Consider the following 16,739-nt stretch of genomic DNA (forward strand, 5'->3'; position numbering starts at 1 on the left):
CGTACGTCGACGTCAGCGGGTGGTGCGGGACGCCGGGTCCAGGCGCAGCATCGCTTCCTCGTCCGCGCTGCCCGGCTCGGCCTGGTAGACCACCAGGCGCTGGCCGTCCGTCCTCGCCAGCTTCATCACCTCGTACGTGAGCGTCATCGCGCCCACCTTCGGGTGGTCGAAGGACTTGGTGCCGCCGCCGCGCTCCTTGACTTCGTAGCGCTCCCAGAGGCGGGCGAAGTCCGTTGATTTGAGGAGGAGTTCGCCGACCAGGGCGGCCAGCTGGGGCGAGTCCACGTCGACGCCGCCGACCGCGCGCAGGTGCGCGACGGACTTGGCCACGGTCTCCTCCCAGGGCTGGTAGAGCACGCGGCCCACGGGGTGGAGGAACAGATAGCGCGTGACGTTGCGCTTCTCGGCGGGCCAGTCCCACAGGCCCGGCAGGAGGCGGCGTCCTGCCGGGTTGGCGGCCAGCATGTAGCTGTGGCGGCTGACCACGTACGCGGGTGAGGGGCTGAGGTTCTCCAGCATGCGCTGGATGCTGGGGCGGACGGTGTCCCCGGGGGTGGGGTGCGGTTCCGTGAGGCGGCCCGATGCCAGCTCGGCCAGGTCGTGCAGGCGCTCGTGGGCGTCGCCGCTGAGGCGCAGGGCGCGGGCCAGGGCGTCTATGACGGAGGTGGAGGGGTTCGTCTCGCGGCCCCGCTCCAGGCGGGTGTAGTAGTCGACGCTGACTCCCGCGAGGGTGGCGAGTTCCTCGCGGCGGAGGCCGGGGGTGCGGCGCAGGCCTGTCCCTTGCGGGAGGCCGGCGTCCGCGGGGCTCACCTGTGCGCGCCTTGCCCGTAGGTATCTGCCCAGTTCCGTGCCTGTGCCCTCTGCTTTCGCCATCCGTCCATTGTCCCCGGTGGGGGCGGGGTGTGGGGGGCCGTGTCAGGGCCAGGAACGGTGCGGTCTGCCTGGGCGGCGGGGCTGGGCGGAGTCTTGGGTTGCCGCCGGTTGCGCTGTGCTCCGTGGCTCTGGTTGCCCCAAGGACCTCTCCCACCCACCCGCCCGATCACCCCGCAGTGCCTCCTTGCCGAACAGGCCTTTCCCGCCCACCCGCCCGTTTGCCCCGCAGTGCCTCCTTGCCGAACAGGCCTTTCCCGCCCACCCGCCCGATCACCCCGTAGTGCCTCCTTGCCGAACAGGCCTTTCCCGCCCGCCCGTCCGATCACCCCGCAGTGCCTTCTCGTCGAACAGGCCTTTCCCGTCCGCCCCCCCCGAATCTCAGGAGTCGTCCTGTGACCCAGACCGCCATCGCACCCACGGCCTCTCCCCTCGCGCCCACCACCCCCCACCGCTCCCCGACCCTCGCCCCCCTCCTCGCCTCCCTCCTCGGTTTCACCGTCATCACCGTCGACGTGTCCGCCGTGAACATCGCCCTGCCCGCCATCCGCACCTCCCTGCACGGCGGCATGGCAGGGCTGCAGTGGGTCGTGGACGCGTACACGCTGATGTTCGCCGCCCTCATGCTCTCCGCGGGGGCCCTCGCCGACCGGGCGGGGGCTCGGCGCGCGTACGCCTGGGGTGTTGCCCTCTTCACCCTCGCCTCGCTCGCCTGCGCCCTCGCCCCCGGCATCGGCGCGCTCATCGCCGCCCGCGTGGCGCAGGGCGGGGCCGCGGCCGTCGTCATGCCCGCCTCGCTCGCGCTGATCCGGCAGGCGTACGACGATCCGCGCCGTCGTGCCCGCGCCATCGCGCTGTGGACGGTCGGCGGTTCGGTGGCCATGGCGGCCGGGCCCGTACTCGGCGGCGTACTCACCGAGGCGGCGGGCTGGCGTGCCGTCTTCCTCCTCAACTTGCCGATAGGGGCCGTGATCCTGGCCCTCCTCGCCCGCACCGCTCCCTCCGCGCGGCGCCCCGCGCCCATCGACATCGCCGGTCAGGCCACCGCCGTACTCGCCCTCGCCGGGCTCGCGTTCGCCGTCATCGAGGGCGGGCACCTGGGGTGGACGAGCGCGCCGGTGCTCGGCGCCGCCGCCCTCGCCGTCGCGGCGGGCTTCGGCTTCCACGCCGCCGAGAAGCGGCACCGCGCGCCCATGGTCCCGCTGGGCCTGCTGCGGGAGCGGAAGGTCAGCGTCTCGCTGGCGATCGGCTTCGCCGTCAACGCGGGCTTCTACGGGATCGTCTTCCTGCTCGGCCTCTACTTCCAGCAGTTGCGCGGGATGTCGGCGATCGCGGCAGGCCTGATGTTCGTGCCCCTCGCGGTCATCATCACGTCGACGAACCTCGTCTCGCCGCGCATGGCCGAGCGCATCGGGCGCCGCCGGGTCATCGTCGCGGGCCAGGCGGTGCTCGCGCTCGCCATGTTCGTCCTCCTCCCGCTGACCGCGGACACCCCGCTCTGGCTGGTCCTCGTCCTGCTCGTCCCCACCGGCATGGGCGGCGCGTTCGCGGTCCCCGCGCTGACCGCCCTGCTGATGGACGCCGTACCGGCCGACCGCGCGGGCACGGCGTCCGGCCTGCTCAACGCCCTGCGTCAGACGGGCGGCGCGATGGCGGTGGCGCTGTTCGGCGCGCTCCTGGCGTCCGAGGGCGGGACGGGCTTCTCGGTCGCGGGGATGCGCGAGGCGCTCCTCGCGGTGGGCCTGCTGCTGTGCCTCACGACTGCGCTCGCGGCGTGGCTGCTGCCGAGGGACGGGCGCTGAGTCCTGCCGGAGCCTGAGCGGGGCGAGCCCGCGTCTCACGTCTGCGAGGAAAGCCGCTAGGTGCGGAGCCCTTCGCCCGATTACGGTTCCCCGCATGCGCCGACAAGCCGAACCAGAGCCCCTCACTCCCGGCCCCGTCACGGCCGATGACCTCGACCAGGCGGTCCAGCTCGCCCTCGCCACCCTCCGGGAAGCACCCCCGGCCGCCTGGGAAGGCAAGGCGGGCACGCTGGAGTGGGACTGCTGGGAGACGGTCGAGCACCTCGCCGACGACCTCTTCGCGTACGCGGCCCAACTCGGCCCCCGGCAGCCGCCGTTGACGGACGAGGTCCCCTTCATCTGGGAGCCGCGCAGGCCGGGCGGCCCGGCCAACGCCATCCACGCGGACCGCTCGGCGGGCCCGGCAGGTCTCCTCCAGGTCCTGGAGTCGAGCGGCGCGCTGCTGATCGCCATGGTGCGCACGGCCCCGCCGACGACCCGGGCGTACCACGGCTTCGGGGTCTCCGACCCGGAGGGCTTCGCGGCGATGGGGATCGTGGAAACCCTGGTTCACACTTACGACTTGGCGGCGGGACTCGGGCTGAAGTGGGCCCCGCCCGCCGACGTGTGCGCCCGGGTCCTCCACCGCCTGTTCCCGGACGCCCCTTCGGGCTCGGGCGCGGAACCGTGGCCGACGCTGCTGTGGGCCACCGGGCGCGGGGAGCTGGCGGGGCGGGACCCGCTCACGTCGTGGCGCTGGTACGGGGAGCCGCGACGCTGAGCCCGAGTTGCCGGGAGTGCGGGCTCAGGCCTTCTCGAGGATCGTCTTCAGCTCCGACAGCATCATCGTCCAGCCGCCACTGACGCCCTCCAGCATCTTGGAGTCGGCCGAGGTGAAGCCGTCGTGCGTGATGGTCAGTTTGACGCCAAGCTCCGGCTCCTCGGCGGGCTCGATGTCGAAGGTGACCTTCGAGCGCTCCTTGGCCGCCTCGGCGAACTCCTCGTCGCCCATGCCGAACATCTCCTGGTGCATCGGCTGCAGCGTGTGCCAGGTGTAGGCGAGCCGCCTGCCGGGCTCCGACTCGGTGACGACCTGGCCCAGGTCCTGCGGCTCGCCGCCGTCCTCGACCGGCCACAGCACCTTCGAGCCGACCTTCCAGTCGGAGGAGGGCGCCCAGCCGCCGTGGTACTGCTTCAGGAACTCCGGGCTGGTCAGACCCTCCCAGAGCTTCTCGGGCGTGGTGTGGATGTAGATCGTGTAGACGTACTCGGGCTTGCTCATCGCCGTTCCTTCCAGGGCGTGCTTCAGATTGCCGAGCGCGGCCATCCGGCCCCGCTCGTACTGGTCTATCCAGCGGTCGGCAATGTCGTGGATGGGTACGGGGTTGAGGTAGTGCAGCCTCTCCCGGCCGTGCCGGACCGCCGTGACCAGGCCCGCGCCCTCCAGCACCGCCAGGTGCTTGGACACCGCCTGCCTGGACATCTCGAGCCCCGCGCACAGCTCGCGCAGACTCTGCCCGGCCCGCTCGTTCAGCCGGTCGAGCAGCTGCCGCCGGCTCGCGTCCGCGAGTGCCTTGAACACCTCGTCCATGTCATCCAACCCCCTCCCTCTCAAATTGGCAACCATTTGGTTGCATGTCAAGTCGGCCAGTCCTCGGAGGCGGCGGTGCGAAGGCTCCGGCGTACGGTGAAGACATGGAGGCCCTGCCCGTTCCCGTGGCCGAGGCGCCGGTCATGTTCGGCATGCCGATGCCGCCGGGGGAGCTGCTGCCGTGGAGCTGGGCGGCCGAGCGTCTTGCCGCGGCCCGCACGTACTGGATCGCCACGACACGCCCCGACGGCCGACCCCACACGCGCCCCGTCTGGGGCGTCTGGCTGGAGGACGGCCTGTGGTTCAGCACGGGCTCCGTCGCCCGTCACAACCTGCCCGGCAACCCGGAGATCACCGTGCACCTGGACGACGGCGACCGGCCGGTGATCGTCGAGGGAACGGGGGAGCCGGTCGTGGGGGTGCGGGCACTGTCGCGGTTCGTCACCGCGTACAACCCCAAGTACGAGTGGGACGTCGCCGCGACCGAGGAGGGCGTCCAGGACGGCTCCGGCGCCGCGGGACCCGTCTTCCGGGTCCGGCCGCGGCTGGTCTTCGGGTGGGACTCGGACATGCGGGCGCCTACGCGGTGGCGGTTCCCTGAGCGTGGGCGATAGAGGCGGCCCAAGTGGTGGGCGTGACGCTCGCCTGCGCGGAGTCGACGCGCACGCTGCGCATCGAGGTGTCGGACGCCCGCTCGTGGAGGCGGCGGCGTGGGGCGTCACGGAGCGGCGGATCGGCAAGACGGTCTGGGCCGAGCTTCGAGCCCCGAGGCCCGAGCACCGGACCCGGTGGACGTCGCCGCGTACGCGGACGCGGCGCGGGTGGCGGCGGGGTTGGCGCCCAGGGGGCGAGGGTGAGTCTCGATCCGCAGGGAGTGGCGCCGCGTCGCGCCCGACCGGACCGGGCACAGGATGTCGGGTCCGGCAGGGTGGTTCCTTCCTAACGTGAGTGACGAAAGGGAAGGAGATCCGGGTGCTGGAGCGGTTGAACCTGGCCATGGAGCACATCGAGGCTCGCCTCGATCAGCAGATCGACGTGGCCGATCTGGCGCGGACGGCGGTGACGTCGGAGTACCACTTCCGGCGGCTGTTCTCCGCGCTGGCGGGGATGCCGCTGTCGGAGTACATCCGGCGCAGGCGGCTGACCGTCGCGGGAGCCGAGGTGCTGGCCGGGGAGCGGACGCTCCTCGAAGTGGCCGTGCGCTACGGCTACTCGTCGGGCGAGGCGTTCGCGCGGGCGTTCCGCGGCATGCACGGGGTCGGACCCGGTGAGGCCAGGCGGAGCGGCGCGAGTCTGCAGTCCCAGCCACGGATGTCCTTCCGCCTCGTTGTCGAAGGGAGCAGCAGCATGCGGTACAAGGTCGTGGACAAGGACGAGTTCCGGGTCGTGGGAAGGAAGGCGCGGGTCCCGCTCGTGCACGAAGGCGTGAACCCGGACATCGCCGCGTTCATCCGAGGGCTCGGCCGGGAGACGCTGCAGCGCATCGAGAGCCTGTCCGACCAGGAGCCGGAGGGGATCATCTCGGTGAGCGACAAGCTCGAGGAGAGCCGCGCCGAGGGGACCGAACTCGACTACTGGCACGGTGTGGTGAGCAGTGCCGCGGTGCCGGACGACATGGACGCGCTCACCGTCGCGCCGGGGAGCTGGGCCGTGTTCGAGAGCTCGGGGCCGTTTCCGCAGACGCTTCAGTACATGTGGCGGGACGTGTTCACGCAGTGGTTCCCGTCGAATCCGTACCGGAGCAGGCCGGGGCCCGAGATCCTGCGGACCCGCCTGTCGGACGACGGGACGCAGGCGGACGCGGCGCTGTGGATCCCGGTGGAGCGGACGGCCGACTGAGCGGTGGCGCGCGGCGGGCTCCCGAAGCCGCCGCGCGCCGTCGGCCCTCGGCGCCGGTCAGCAGTTCCCCCGCGCCGGTTTCCCCGCGAACCGCTCCGCCAGCCAGTGCGCCGCCAGCGGTGACTGCGTGATGACCCCCGAGACGTGCTCGCCCAGCGGGACCGTGTGCCACTCCACGTTCGCGCCCTTGGCGCACCAGTCCTTGCGGACCTGCTTGCCCACCCCGTACGGGATCAACTCGTCGGTGATCACGTGGTACTGGTACACCGGCGCGTCCGGGGCCCGCGTGCCGACCTGCGACTCGCGCAGGCGCTGCTGCCAGTCGGGCTGGTCGAGGGGGTTCTTCACCGTCATGTCGTCGATCTTCTTGAAGGCGCCGAGCACCGCGCCGTCCGCCACGCAGCTGTTGCGCAGGGCGCCGATCAGCTTCTTGCCCGCCGGGTTCAGGTAGGACTCCAGGTTCAGCTCGGGGAAGGCCGCGTTCTGGCCGACGGCGGCCATGAAGATGAGGCCGGAGCCGTACGAGCCGTCGTTGAAGTCCGCCACCTTCATCAGGTCACCGGGGACGCCGCCGGTCGCCGTGCCCTTGACTTTCAGGTCGGGGGCGTACGAACCGTGCAGCTCGGCCGCCCAGCTGGAGGCCTGCCCGCCCTGGGAGTAGCCCATGATGCCGACCGGGGTGTCATCGCCGAGCCCCGCCTCCGGGAGGCGGATCGCGGCGCGGGCGGCGTCGAGCATGGCCTGCCCCTCGGCCCTGCCGACCGTGTAGGTGTGGTCGCCGGGGGTGCCGAGGCCCTCGTAGTCGGTCACGGCCACCGCCCAGCCGCGCAGGGTGAGCTGCTGGATGAGATTGGCTTCGAGAGTCGTCCCCTTGGGGAAACCGGCGCTCGGGGCGCAGTGGTCACCCATGCCGATCGTTCCGACGGCGTACGTGATGAGGGGGCGGGGGCCCTTCCTGCCGTCCTGCGGCACGATGACCGTGCCGGAGACGGTGTTCGGCTCGCCCTTCGCCGTCGTCGAGCGGTAGTTGACCTTCCAGGCCTTGGTGTTCGTCGGCTGGCCCGGCAGCGGATGGAAGCTGCTCGGTGCGGAGCTGACGATGTCGCCGGGGGCGTCGGCGCCCGCCGCCGGGGCGGCCTGCGCCGTCACCGGGCTGACGACCGACAGGCCGAGCGCGGCCACCACGGCCAGAGCTCTTGCGCTGGTACGTACGTGCATGCGGCTCTCCCAACTGTCCACAGAGGCAGGGGTGTTCATTCTGCGTGCGCCGTGCAGGCGTTGACGGTAGTGACGCGGGAGCAGGTTTCGCGCTGACGGGACCGCTCAGCTTTGTTGACTCTGTGTCTCTGACACCGTTCCGGCGCTACGTTCAAGGGGGGAGTCTTCGGGTGTACCGGGTGTGCCGGGTCTACCGGGTGTACGAGGAGGGGTGGGGGGATGCTCGACAGCACGATGACGGCGTTGGCCGCGGCGGGGGGTCTGGCCGTGGCGCGGGCCGCGGGTACGGACGCGTGGGCCGGGATCAGGCAGGCCGTGGCCCGGTGGTTCGGGCGCGGCGACGAGGAGCGGGAGCGGGCGGAGCTTGCGCGGCTTGACCAGACGGCGGTGGCGCTGACCGGGCCGGGAGGTGATGCGGCTCTGCGGGCCCGCATCGACGAAGAGGTCTCGTGGCGTACGCGCTTCGAGATGCTCCTGGAGTCCCTTGACGAGGCGCGGCGCCGCGAGGCGGTGGCCCAGCTGCAGGCGCTCGTCGAGGGGCACGGAGCCGCACCTGACATCGGCGGGATCTCGGTCGCGGGGCCCGGCGCGACCTCCGTGGTCGGGTCGTACGAGAGCCATGGCGCGACGATCAACATCAGCGAGGTGCACGGGGGGCTGTGGCAGGGAGCCCCCGGGGGCCCTACGCCGCCGGCTCCGCCCCAGGGCTGAGCGGACCGGCTGCCGCAGGCCCGCCCGGAGGGGAGTGGCCGCACCTCGTCGGCGTGCTGCCCCAGGAGGCGCACTGCTTCCAGGGGCGTGCCGTCGGCGGGCTTCTCGCCCGGGAGATGGCCGCCGGGGGAACCGCCGTGCTCGGCCAGGTGCTGGCCGGTACCGGCGGTGTCGGCAAGACCCAGCTGGCGGCGCGGTACGCGCGTGACCTGCGGGACAGCGGTGAGATCGACCTGCTCCTGTGGGTCACCGCCGTCAACCGCGAGGCCGTCGTCACCGCGTACGCCCAGGCGGCCGAGGAGTGGCTCGGCCTGGCCCGCGCGGACTCCGAGCAGGCCGCGGCCCGGTTCCTGGCCTGGCTCGAACCGCGCCCGGCCGGCGGCCCGAGCTGGCTGATCGTCCTGGACGACCTGGCCGACCCGGTGGACCTCCTCGCGGACCCCGCCCTGCGCAGGGGCGGCCTGTGGCCTCCGGCGAGCCCGAGGGGCCGCACGCTGATCACGACGCGACGCAGGGACGCGGTCCTGACGGGCCACGGCCGCCGGAGCATCGAGGTGGGGCTCTTCGCGAGGGAGGAGTCGGTCAACTACCTGATGCGGGTGCTGGATGCGGGGCATGAGGGGGCGGGCGGGGGCACGGGGGCGGGGCGCGGTGGTGCGGGGATCGGTGATGTGGGGTGTGGGGCTGCCGGGGACGGTGGGGCGGGGATCGGTTTGGCGGGGCGCGGTGTTGCTGGGCACGGTGGTGCGGGGGACGGTGATGCGGGGTGGGGGGCTGCCGGGCGCGGTGATGTGGGGATCGGTGGTGCGGGGCGAGAGGCTGCCGGGGACGGTGATGCGGGGATCGGTGATGTGGGGTGGGGGGATGCGGGGCACGGTGGCGCGGGGATCGGTTCGGCAGGGCGCGGCTATGCGGGGCGAGGAGCTGCCGGGCGCGGTGATGCGGGGATCGGTGGTGCGGGGCGAGGGGCTGCCGGGCGCGGTGATGCCGGGATCGGTGATGTGGGGCGGGGGGTTGCCGGGGACGGTGATGTGGGGGTCGGTGATTTGGGGTGGGATGACGCCGGGACTGGGGCTGCCCTGCCCGGCGATGTCGGGTCGGGCAGGGCCGGGCGGGACGGCCGCGCGTGTGCCGGTGTGAGGCAGGGCTCCGGCTGCCCCGGTCGTCATGATCCGGCCGGCTGCGTGGCCCGGCTCGCCGGTGATCTGGGGGATCTGCCGCTCGCCCTCTCCCAGGCCGCCGCCTATCTGTTGGAGGCCCGGGACGTTTCCTGCGCCGAGTACCGGCGGCAACTGCGGGTCCGTAGCCGTGAGTTGGAGCGTCTCTTTCCCGAGCGTGGCATGCTGCCCGACACCCAGACCGCCACCATCACCGCCACGTGGTCCCTCTCCGTCGAGCGCGCCGACGCCATGCGGCCCCGCGGTCTCGCCCGGCCCATGCTCGCCCTCATCGCGCTGCTCGACCCGAACGGCATCCCGGCGGCCGTCCTCACCAGCCCGCCCGCCCTCGCCCACCTCGCAGCGCACCGCACCCCGCACACCCCGGAGCCCGTGACCGCGGAGGACGCCGTCGGAGCGCTGCGCGCCCTGCACCGCCTGAGCCTGATCGACCACACGCCCGGCGTCCCGCACCAGGCCGTCCGCGTGCACCAGCTCATCCAGCGCACCTTCCGCGAATCCCTGCCGCCCGGCGCCCTGGAGGAGGCCGCCGTCGTGGCCGCCGACGCGCTCGTCGCCGCCTGGCCCGACGTGGAGCGCGACACCGCGCTCGCCCAGGTGCTCCGGGCCAACGCCGACGCCGTACGACGGGTGGCCGAGCCCGCCCTGTGGCGGTCCGGCATCCACCCCGTGCTCCTACTCGCCGGGGACAGTGTCCAGGAGAGCGGCCAGGTCACCGCCGCCCTCGTCTACTTCGGCACCCTCGGGCGGCTGGCCCACGACCGGCTCGGCCCCGACCACCGCCAGACCCTGCGCATCCGGCTCCAGCTCGCCGACCTGCGCGGCATGGCGGGCTACCCGGACGAGGCGCTCACCGGACTCCAGGAGGCCCTGGTCGACTGCGAGCGGGTCCTGGGTCCCTACGACCGCGACACCCTGCGCGCCCGGCACGAACTCGCCCACGCGCACGGCCTCGTGGGGGATGTCGCGGGCGCGCTCGCCAGCCTGGAGCAGATCCTCGTGGTCCGGCAGTGGGTCCTCGGCGACGACCACCCCGAGACCCTCGACACCCGCGGCTCGCTCGCCCTGTGGTGGGGCGACGCGGGGGACACGGCGGGCGCCATCGCCGCCCTTGAGCAGCTCATCGTCGACCGCGAGCGCGTGCTCGGCCGCGACCACCCCGACCTCTTCCGGGCCCGCCACAACCTCGCCCTCTACCGGGGCGAGGAAGGGGACAAGAGGGGAGCCGTGGCTGCGTACCGGCAGCTGCTCGCCGACCGGGTCCGCGTCCTTGGCCCCGACCACGCCGAGACGCTCGGCACCCGCCGCGAACTGGCCTACTGGCAGCGGGACTCCGGCGACGTGACCACCGCCCTGGTCACCTTCGAGCTGCTCGTGTCCGACATGGACCGCGTCCTGGGCGCCAACCACCTCGACACCCTCACCACGCGCCGAAGCCTCGGCTACACGTGGGGCGTCGCGGGGGACACGGCGGGCTCCGTCATCGCCTACCGGCAGGTCCTCGCCGACCTGCGGCGCGTCCTCGGCCCCGACCACGCGGAGACCCTGGCGACGGCTGCCGTGCTCGTCGGCGGCCTCGTCGACCGGGGACGCCAGCACCTCAGCGGCGGAAGCCCGCAGTTCCGGTACGCCAACCGGAACCTCGCCGGGCCCTCCGTCTGGCACGCGCAGGCCCTGGCCTGTTTCGAGGAGGCCCGCGCCCTCGCCGACCCCGAGGAGTCCCCCGGCGTCCACGGCGGCATCCTCCAGGACATCGCGGACACCTACCGTGGCGCCGGGCAGCTGGAGGAGGCGGTCGATCACTACCAGCAGTCCATCGCGTACCGCCGCCGCGCCGACCAGCCGGGCGAGCTCGTCGGGACCATGAACGCCCTCGCCAACTGCCTGGTGGTAATGGGTGAGTTGGCCGAGGCCGCCGCCGTGCTGCGGCAGATCACGGGCGAGCTCCTGAGGTTCCCGGAATCCGCCGGGCGGGCCGCCTACCTCCACAACGTGGGCCTCACCTATGAGGAGTTGGGGGAGAAGGGTGTGGAGGGCGCCTACGTGGAGGCGGTGACCGTGTACCAGGCCGTGCTCGCTCTGGTGGACCCCGAGACCGACCCCGGTTCGTACGCGGCGGCGCTGAAGGACATGGGTGACGCACTGGCGGCCCAGGGACAGCTGGAGCAGTCGCACGTCGCGTACTCCCACCGGTGGGGGACACCGGCGGAGGATCACCCCCAGCCCGGCCCGGACCCTGTCTCCGCCCCTGTCCCTGCCCCTGCCCCCGACCCCGACTCGGCCTCCGGCACCCACGATTCGTCGTAGGGATGCGCCACCCGATAGGACCCCGGAGTCGTCCCCGTCCACCGCCGGAACGCCCGGTGGAAGGCCGTGTCCTCGGAGAACCCGAGTCGCGCGGCGAGCTCGGCTATCGGCTCGCTCCCCTCCGTGAGCCCCGCGATCGCCGCGTCGCGCCGCACGGCGTCCTTCAACTGCTGGTACGAGGTGGACTCCTGGGCAAGACGCCGCCGCAGCGTCGCGGGGCTCACCGCCAGGCGGGCGGCGATCTCGCCGAGCGAGGGCAGCCGGGGAGAGGTGCGCAGCGCGCGGGCGAGGGCGCGCCGCACCTGCTCGGCGACCGTCGTCCCGTACTCGCGCCGCGACAGGAGGTCGAACGGAGCCCGCTCCAGCATCCCCTCCAGTGCGGACTCGTCCCGGATCAGCGGGGCGGACAGCCAGTGCTCGTCGAAACCGGCGCCGGTACGGGCCGCGCCGAAGCGGACCGGGCAGCCGAAGAGGAGTCCGTACTCGTCCTTGTGCGGGGGCGGCGGATGCCCGAACTCGGCCCAGTGGAGCGGGATGCGGCGTCCGATCAGCCAGCTGCACAGCCGGTGCCAGATGATGACGAGGCACTCGGCGAGGAAGTAGTCGTGTTCGAGGTCGTTGCGTACGGCGAAGACGGCGCTGCCGGTGTCGCGGTGCTCAAGGGTGAGGTCGGGGCCGCCGGGAAAGAGGCCGTAGAAGGTGACGCCGCGCTCCACGGCGGCGCCGAGATCGCGGCAGCCGAGGGACGCGTGGCACATCATCGCGAAGGTGCCGGGCCTGCTGACGGCCGCGCCGAGGCCGAGGAACTCGTCGCCGGTGGCGCGGTACAGCTCCCGGAAGAGGCGGGCGAACTGGACCTCGGTGATGCGGGCCCGGTCGTCGCCGAGGAGGAGCGGGGGGATCTGGGCGGTGCGGAGCAGCGGGACGGTGTCGATTCCCTGGCGTTCGGCGCCGTGCAGCATGGCGCGGACGTGGTGGACGGTGATGGTCCTGCTGGGCATGGGGTTTCCTTCCCCCGTCGCGGCCCCACCCGAAACGGCCGGGGCCCGACGCGGCCCGTGGCGAAAAGGCCGGAGCGGCCGGGGATGTGCACCTCCCCGGCCGCTCCGCCCCGTCCCGCCGTCAGACGCCGGACAGGCCCGCGAGCACCCCGAATCCGACGGGCAGCAGGAAGGCGATGCGCCCGTACTCGGGCCGCCCCTTGTCCGCCCGGCGCAGGAACGTGGCGAACCCCGCGGTGACGATGCCGAACGTCACCGCGTACAGCAGGGTGTCCGTGGTCGACATCCCGCCCCAGCCGTCGGAGAGCAGCGCGGTGAGTGTCATCGCGCCCCCGAACAGCGCGGCACCGGCCAGCGCGTCATCGCCGGTGAACACCAGCGGTGCCGTGCTGCCGTGCCGCTCCTTGCGCCAGACCTGGAAGACCAGGACGGCGACAAGGACGATCTCGGCGGCCACGGCCAGCATGAACGAAGCCTTGAAGGTGGTCTCCATGAGTCAAGGCCTCCTCTCGTATCTCGGCCGTTCGTATCCCGGCCGTTCGTATCTCGGCCCTTGAGCTGCGGCCTGCACTCAGCCGCAGGCGGTGGCGATGGTGGAGATGCCGGTGACCTCGCCGAAGATGGCGACGAGCAGCTTGATCCGCTCCTCCTTGTTGCCGGCCTGCACGATGAGCTTGGCGCCCTTGAGCACGCCGCCGAACTTGGTGGCCTTGGTGACGAGGAGGGCGTTGCCCGCGATGAAGGCGCCGATCGCGCCCACGCACTTGGTCACCTTCCAGGCGGTGTCCCAGCCGCGCAGCTGCACGCCCTGCGACTGCACGCCCTGCGCCTGTGCGCCCTGCGGTGCGAGCTGGGCGAGAGCCGCCTTCTGGGCCGCCTCGTCGCCCGGGTACATCGCCTCGACGAGCTGCTGGGTCGTCGGGTTCTGGGGAAGCGCCCCCAGTCGCTCCTCCAGACCCTCTTCGACGATCTGCGGCACGTCGGCGTCCTCGGTGACGGCGGTCAGCGCTTGCGCGGCGGCCTTGTGCTCGGCGGCACGGGCGTTGGCGGCCTCGGTGGCGGAGGCGATCGGTCCGGTCGCCGCGAGCGCGAGGGCCGCGGTGACGGAGAGCGCGGCGGTGCGCAGGACGTTTCTCGATATGGACATGTGTGTTCCCCTTTTTGTTCATCGCGTGGCGATGGCCGACACCGTTCGGTACCGCCCTGGTCAGGGGCGGTTGGGGCGTCGGGCTTGGGAGGGATACTGACGCCGGGGCCCCTGGCGCAACAAGGGTTTTGAGGATCTTCTGAGCAAGTGCGCCGCCGAGCTGAGCTCCGCGGCCAACTGCGCTGACGCTTCCCGTCATCCCGCGATGGCCCGCCAAGTCCCTAGCGTCGTGGCCATGCAGCCGACGGAGCGCCCCGAGACCCTGGCCGTCCTCACCGAGTGGGCGGCCGACCGCCACGGTAAGCTGCCCGCCCTGCGCTTCAAGTCCGAAGGCGGGGCGTGGGAGGAAGTCTCGTACGACCAACTACGCGCACACGTAAGGGCGTTCGGTGGAGAGCTGCTCGCGCTCGGCGTCCGTCCTGACGACCGCGTGGCGATCCTCGCCGAGACCCGCCCCGAGTGGACCTACGCGCACTTCGCCGTCTTCGCGGCGGGCGCGGTGGTCGTCCCCGTCTATCCGACGGCGGGCGACGAGGAGGTCGAGTGGGTCATCGGTGACTCCGCCGCCTCGGTGGTGATCTGTGAGAACGCCGCGCAGGCGGCGAAGATCGAGCGCCTGCGGCCGCGGCTGCCCGGCGTACGGCACGTGCTGCTGATGACGGACCGCGAGCCGCCCACCGAACAGGCAACGCCGGACGCCTTGTTGGACCGCGCCAGGACCCGCACCCCTGCCGACCTGGCCACCATCATCTACACCTCCGGCACGACAGGCCTGCCCAAGGGCTGCCTCCTCACCCACGCCAACCTGGGCGCGGTCCAGTCCGCGACGCTCCCGCTGATCGACGGCGGCCCAGGCGACTCGACGTACCTCTATCTGCCGCTGGCCCACCTCCTGGCCCAGCTCATCGAGTTCACGACCCTCGTCGAAGGCGGCGAACTCTGCTTCTACGGAGGGCGGATCGAGAACGTCGTCGCGGAGCTCGCGGAGGCCAGGCCCACGCATCTGCCGTCCGTGCCACGCCTGTTCGAGAAGGTGTACTCCGTGGTCCTCTCCCTGGCGGAGTCCCAGGACGGGGGCCGCGAACGCTTCGAGGAGGCGGTGCGCATCGGGGTGCTCGCGGCGGACGGCGCATTGCCGCCCGAACTGCGGGACGCGTACGAGGCTGCCGACAAGGCCCTGTACGGCCTGGTCCGGCAGGCGCTGGGAGGGCGCGTGCGGTGGGCGCTGACCGGCGGCGCCCCGATCGCGCCGCACGTCGTCGACTTCCTGCGGGCCTGCGGCATCGCGGTCTACGAGGGGTACGGGATGACGGAGTCGGCCGGTGTCATCAGCCTCAACCACCCCGGCGCGGTCCGGTACGGCACGGTCGGCCGCCCCGTCGAGGGCTGCGAGGTCCGCATCGCCGACGACGGGGAGGTGCTCGCCCGGGGCGAGATGGTCTTCCCCGGCTACCACGCGGACCCGGCCGCCACCCGCGACGCCCTGGACGACGATGGCTGGCTGCACACCGGCGACCTGGGCGCCGTCGACGCCGACGGCTACCTCAGCATCACCGGCCGCAAGAAGGACCTGATCATCACCTCCGGCGGCAAGAACCTCACTCCGTCCCTGAGCGAATTCGCGATCCAGCGCTCGCGGTTCGTGTCCCGCGCGGTGATGGTGGGCGACAACCGCCCCTACCCGGTGGCCCTGATCACGCTGGACGCGGAGGAGATCGGCGGCTGGGCGGGAAGGGAGGGCGTGGAGCTGACCGGGCCGCCGTCGCGGGATCCCCGGGTGCGCGCCCTGGTCCAGGAGGTGGTGGACGCGGCGAACGCGGAGGTCTCGCGCCCGGCCCGCATCCGTGAATTCGCCCTGTTGGACGAGGACTTCACGGTGGAGGGCGGGCTGCTCACACCGAGCCTGAAGGTGCGCAGGCGGGCGGTGGCGGAGCGGTATGCGGGGGTGGTGGCCGGTCTCTACGAGAAGGGGGAGCCGCCGTCGGCTACGCCACCCCCGCAAGACGCAGCAAGGCCGTAGTCGCCGCCGCGCCGACCACGACCACGGCGAAGGGAGCCTTCCGCCAGGCGAGCACCCCGCCGGCCAGGACGCCGAGGGGCCGCGCCCACCCGGCGAAACCGTGCCCCTCGGTGAGCGCGCCCGTGGCGAGCAGCGCGACGAGCAGGACGGTGGCTCCGACGGCCAGGAGTTCCTGGACCCGGGCGGGCAGTTCGATGCGTCCGTGCAGCAGGGGACCCGCGAGGCGGAAGGCGTACGTGCCCGCGGCGAGGACGAGGACGCAGGCGAGGTAGGCGTTCACGAGTCGCTCCTCGGGGTGGTGGGGGCGGGGTCGGCCGGAGTGGGGCGGGCGGTGGGGCGGCGGGGCCCGCGCCGGGCGGCGAGCAGCCCGAGCAGGGCGAGCAGCACCGGCATCCCGGCGGGCAGGACCGGCGCGGCGGCGACCGCGATCACGGCACCGGCGGCCGCGGCCCGCCGCGTCATGCTGTCGCCGCGCAGTGCGGGCAGCACCAGGGCGAGGAGCACCGCGGGGAACGCGGCGTCGAGTCCGAAGCGGGCGGTGTCGCCGAGCGCGGACCCGGCGAGGGCGCCGCCGAGGACGCTGACGTTCCATACGGCGAACAGGCCGAGCCCGGATATCCAGAACGCGGCCTTGCGCTGCTTCTGGTCGGGCTGCGCGAGGACGAAGGCGGCCGTCTCGTCGGTGATCAGATGCGCGCCCAGGAGCCGCGCGGCCCAGGACCGGCCGAGGCTGTCGGCGACGGCGAGGCTGAACGCGGCCGTGCGGGAGTTGAGCAGCAGTCCGGTCGCCGCGGCGGCCACGGGGCCGCCGCCCGCGACGAGGATCCCGACAGCGCTGAACTGGGCGGAGCCCGCGTACACGAGCAGCGACATCAGCACCGGCACCCAGACGGGCAGGCCGCCGGCGACGGCGATGGCGCCGAAGGAGACACCGACGACGGCGTCGGCGAGCCAGACGAGGGCGATGTCGCGCAGGACGCCGCGGGGCAGATGGGAGAGGCGCACGAAACCGTCGTTCGTTCGCTCTGGCGGGCTGTCTGTTCGGTGTGGCGAACGCATACGTCGTAGGATGGGCG

At 72.8% G+C, this 16,739-nt stretch carries 15 protein-coding genes; 7 read left to right on the forward strand and 8 right to left on the reverse strand.

Translation table 11 applies throughout. The features are described from left to right. Nucleotides 1–12 precede the first annotated feature (12 nt). Complete coding sequence (locus AC07AG_RS40030) at nt 13–873, reverse strand: helix-turn-helix transcriptional regulator (RefSeq protein WP_478761769.1); 861 nt, start codon at nt 871–873, stop codon at nt 13–15. Nucleotides 874–1,265: 392 nt separating this feature from the next. On the opposite strand from AC07AG_RS40030, the gene AC07AG_RS40035 reads away from it, so the two are divergent. Together AC07AG_RS40035 and AC07AG_RS40040 are read left to right on the forward strand one after the other, a co-directional pair. Further along, the gene (locus AC07AG_RS40035; protein ID WP_478761771.1) at nt 1,266–2,672 is read left to right on the forward strand and encodes an MFS transporter; all 1,407 of its coding nucleotides are present in this window, start codon (nt 1,266–1,268) and stop codon (nt 2,670–2,672) included. A 94-nt stretch (nt 2,673–2,766) separates the two neighbouring features. Continuing rightward, nucleotides 2,767–3,432, forward strand: a complete 666-nt coding sequence (locus AC07AG_RS40040) for a maleylpyruvate isomerase N-terminal domain-containing protein (protein WP_478761773.1) — start codon at nt 2,767–2,769, stop codon at nt 3,430–3,432. A 24-nt stretch (nt 3,433–3,456) separates the two neighbouring features. On the opposite strand, the gene AC07AG_RS40045 is transcribed toward AC07AG_RS40040, so the two are convergent. Further along, on the reverse strand, nt 3,457–4,242 hold the full coding sequence (locus AC07AG_RS40045; RefSeq protein WP_478761774.1) for an ArsR/SmtB family transcription factor: 786 nt from the start codon (nt 4,240–4,242) through the stop codon (nt 3,457–3,459). Between the two features lie 104 nt (nt 4,243–4,346). On the opposite strand from AC07AG_RS40045, the gene AC07AG_RS40050 reads away from it, so the two are divergent. After that, on the forward strand, nt 4,347–4,856 hold the full coding sequence (locus tag AC07AG_RS40050) for a pyridoxamine 5'-phosphate oxidase family protein (RefSeq protein WP_478761777.1): 510 nt from the start codon (nt 4,347–4,349) through the stop codon (nt 4,854–4,856). 358 nt (nt 4,857–5,214) lie between these two features. After that, complete coding sequence (locus tag AC07AG_RS40055; RefSeq protein ID WP_478761942.1) at nt 5,215–6,081, forward strand: AraC family transcriptional regulator; 867 nt, start codon at nt 5,215–5,217, stop codon at nt 6,079–6,081. Nucleotides 6,082–6,138: 57 nt separating this feature from the next. On the opposite strand, the gene AC07AG_RS40060 is transcribed toward AC07AG_RS40055, so the two are convergent. Continuing rightward, nucleotides 6,139–7,299, reverse strand: coding sequence for a lipase family protein (locus tag AC07AG_RS40060; RefSeq protein ID WP_478761778.1), 1,161 nt, complete (start codon nt 7,297–7,299; stop codon nt 6,139–6,141). A 219-nt stretch (nt 7,300–7,518) separates the two neighbouring features. Between AC07AG_RS40060 and AC07AG_RS40065 the strand changes: the two genes are divergently transcribed. Both AC07AG_RS40065 and AC07AG_RS40070 read left to right on the forward strand, forming a co-directional pair. After that, nucleotides 7,519–8,010 (forward strand): hypothetical protein, encoded by a 492-nt coding sequence (locus tag AC07AG_RS40065; protein ID WP_478761779.1) that lies wholly within the window; start codon nt 7,519–7,521, stop codon nt 8,008–8,010. Then, nucleotides 7,959–11,495 (forward strand): tetratricopeptide repeat protein, encoded by a 3,537-nt coding sequence (locus tag AC07AG_RS40070; RefSeq protein WP_478761781.1) that lies wholly within the window; start codon nt 7,959–7,961, stop codon nt 11,493–11,495. The genes AC07AG_RS40065 and AC07AG_RS40070 overlap by 52 nt, the downstream gene beginning before the upstream one ends. On the opposite strand, the gene AC07AG_RS40075 is transcribed toward AC07AG_RS40070, so the two are convergent. From AC07AG_RS40075 to AC07AG_RS40085, 3 genes are all read right to left on the reverse strand, one after another. Further along, nucleotides 11,402–12,496 (reverse strand): AraC family transcriptional regulator, encoded by a 1,095-nt coding sequence (locus AC07AG_RS40075; protein ID WP_478761782.1) that lies wholly within the window; start codon nt 12,494–12,496, stop codon nt 11,402–11,404. The two genes, AC07AG_RS40070 and AC07AG_RS40075, sit on opposite strands and share 94 nt — an antisense overlap. Before the next feature lie 121 nt (nt 12,497–12,617). Continuing rightward, nucleotides 12,618–12,989: a hypothetical protein gene (locus AC07AG_RS40080; protein ID WP_249588477.1), complete on the reverse strand. Its 372-nt coding sequence runs from the start codon at nt 12,987–12,989 to the stop codon at nt 12,618–12,620. 78 nt (nt 12,990–13,067) lie between these two features. Beyond that, a complete protein-coding gene (locus AC07AG_RS40085) occupies nt 13,068–13,643 on the reverse strand; it encodes a hypothetical protein (protein WP_478761783.1) in 576 nt (191 codons plus the stop codon). A gap of 235 nt (nt 13,644–13,878) precedes the next feature. On the opposite strand from AC07AG_RS40085, the gene AC07AG_RS40090 reads away from it, so the two are divergent. Next, nucleotides 13,879–15,663 (forward strand): AMP-dependent synthetase/ligase, encoded by a 1,785-nt coding sequence (locus AC07AG_RS40090; protein ID WP_478761785.1) that lies wholly within the window; start codon nt 13,879–13,881, stop codon nt 15,661–15,663. Here AC07AG_RS40090 and AC07AG_RS40095 read toward each other — a convergent pair. Next, nucleotides 15,629–15,943, reverse strand: coding sequence for an AzlD domain-containing protein (locus AC07AG_RS40095; protein ID WP_478761786.1), 315 nt, complete (start codon nt 15,941–15,943; stop codon nt 15,629–15,631). The genes AC07AG_RS40090 and AC07AG_RS40095 overlap by 35 nt on opposite strands. Then, entirely contained in the window at nt 15,940–16,722 is a 783-nt protein-coding gene (locus AC07AG_RS40100; protein ID WP_478761787.1) for an AzlC family ABC transporter permease, read from the reverse strand. Before AC07AG_RS40100 ends, AC07AG_RS40095 begins: the two co-directional genes overlap by 4 nt. Nucleotides 16,723–16,739 lie beyond the last annotated feature (17 nt).

This window comes from Streptomyces sp. NPDC044044 (assembly GCF_056434405.1).

Coding starts and splice junctions, on each gene's coding strand:
- AC07AG_RS40065 (WP_478761779.1), top strand. CDS start 7,519: ATGCTCGACAGCACGATGACGGCGTTGGCCGCGGCGGGGGGTCTGGCC.
- AC07AG_RS40085 (WP_478761783.1), bottom strand. CDS start 13,643: ATGTCCATATCGAGAAACGTCCTGCGCACCGCCGCGCTCTCCGTCACC.
- AC07AG_RS40075 (WP_478761782.1), bottom strand. CDS start 12,496: ATGCCCAGCAGGACCATCACCGTCCACCACGTCCGCGCCATGCTGCAC.
- AC07AG_RS40050 (WP_478761777.1), top strand. CDS start 4,347: ATGGAGGCCCTGCCCGTTCCCGTGGCCGAGGCGCCGGTCATGTTCGGC.
- AC07AG_RS40090 (WP_478761785.1), top strand. CDS start 13,879: ATGCAGCCGACGGAGCGCCCCGAGACCCTGGCCGTCCTCACCGAGTGG.
- AC07AG_RS40100 (WP_478761787.1), bottom strand. CDS start 16,722: ATGCGTTCGCCACACCGAACAGACAGCCCGCCAGAGCGAACGAACGAC.
- AC07AG_RS40080 (WP_249588477.1), bottom strand. CDS start 12,989: ATGGAGACCACCTTCAAGGCTTCGTTCATGCTGGCCGTGGCCGCCGAG.
- AC07AG_RS40060 (WP_478761778.1), bottom strand. CDS start 7,299: ATGCACGTACGTACCAGCGCAAGAGCTCTGGCCGTGGTGGCCGCGCTC.
- AC07AG_RS40045 (WP_478761774.1), bottom strand. CDS start 4,242: ATGGACGAGGTGTTCAAGGCACTCGCGGACGCGAGCCGGCGGCAGCTG.
- AC07AG_RS40030 (WP_478761769.1), bottom strand. CDS start 873: ATGGCGAAAGCAGAGGGCACAGGCACGGAACTGGGCAGATACCTACGG.
- AC07AG_RS40040 (WP_478761773.1), top strand. CDS start 2,767: ATGCGCCGACAAGCCGAACCAGAGCCCCTCACTCCCGGCCCCGTCACG.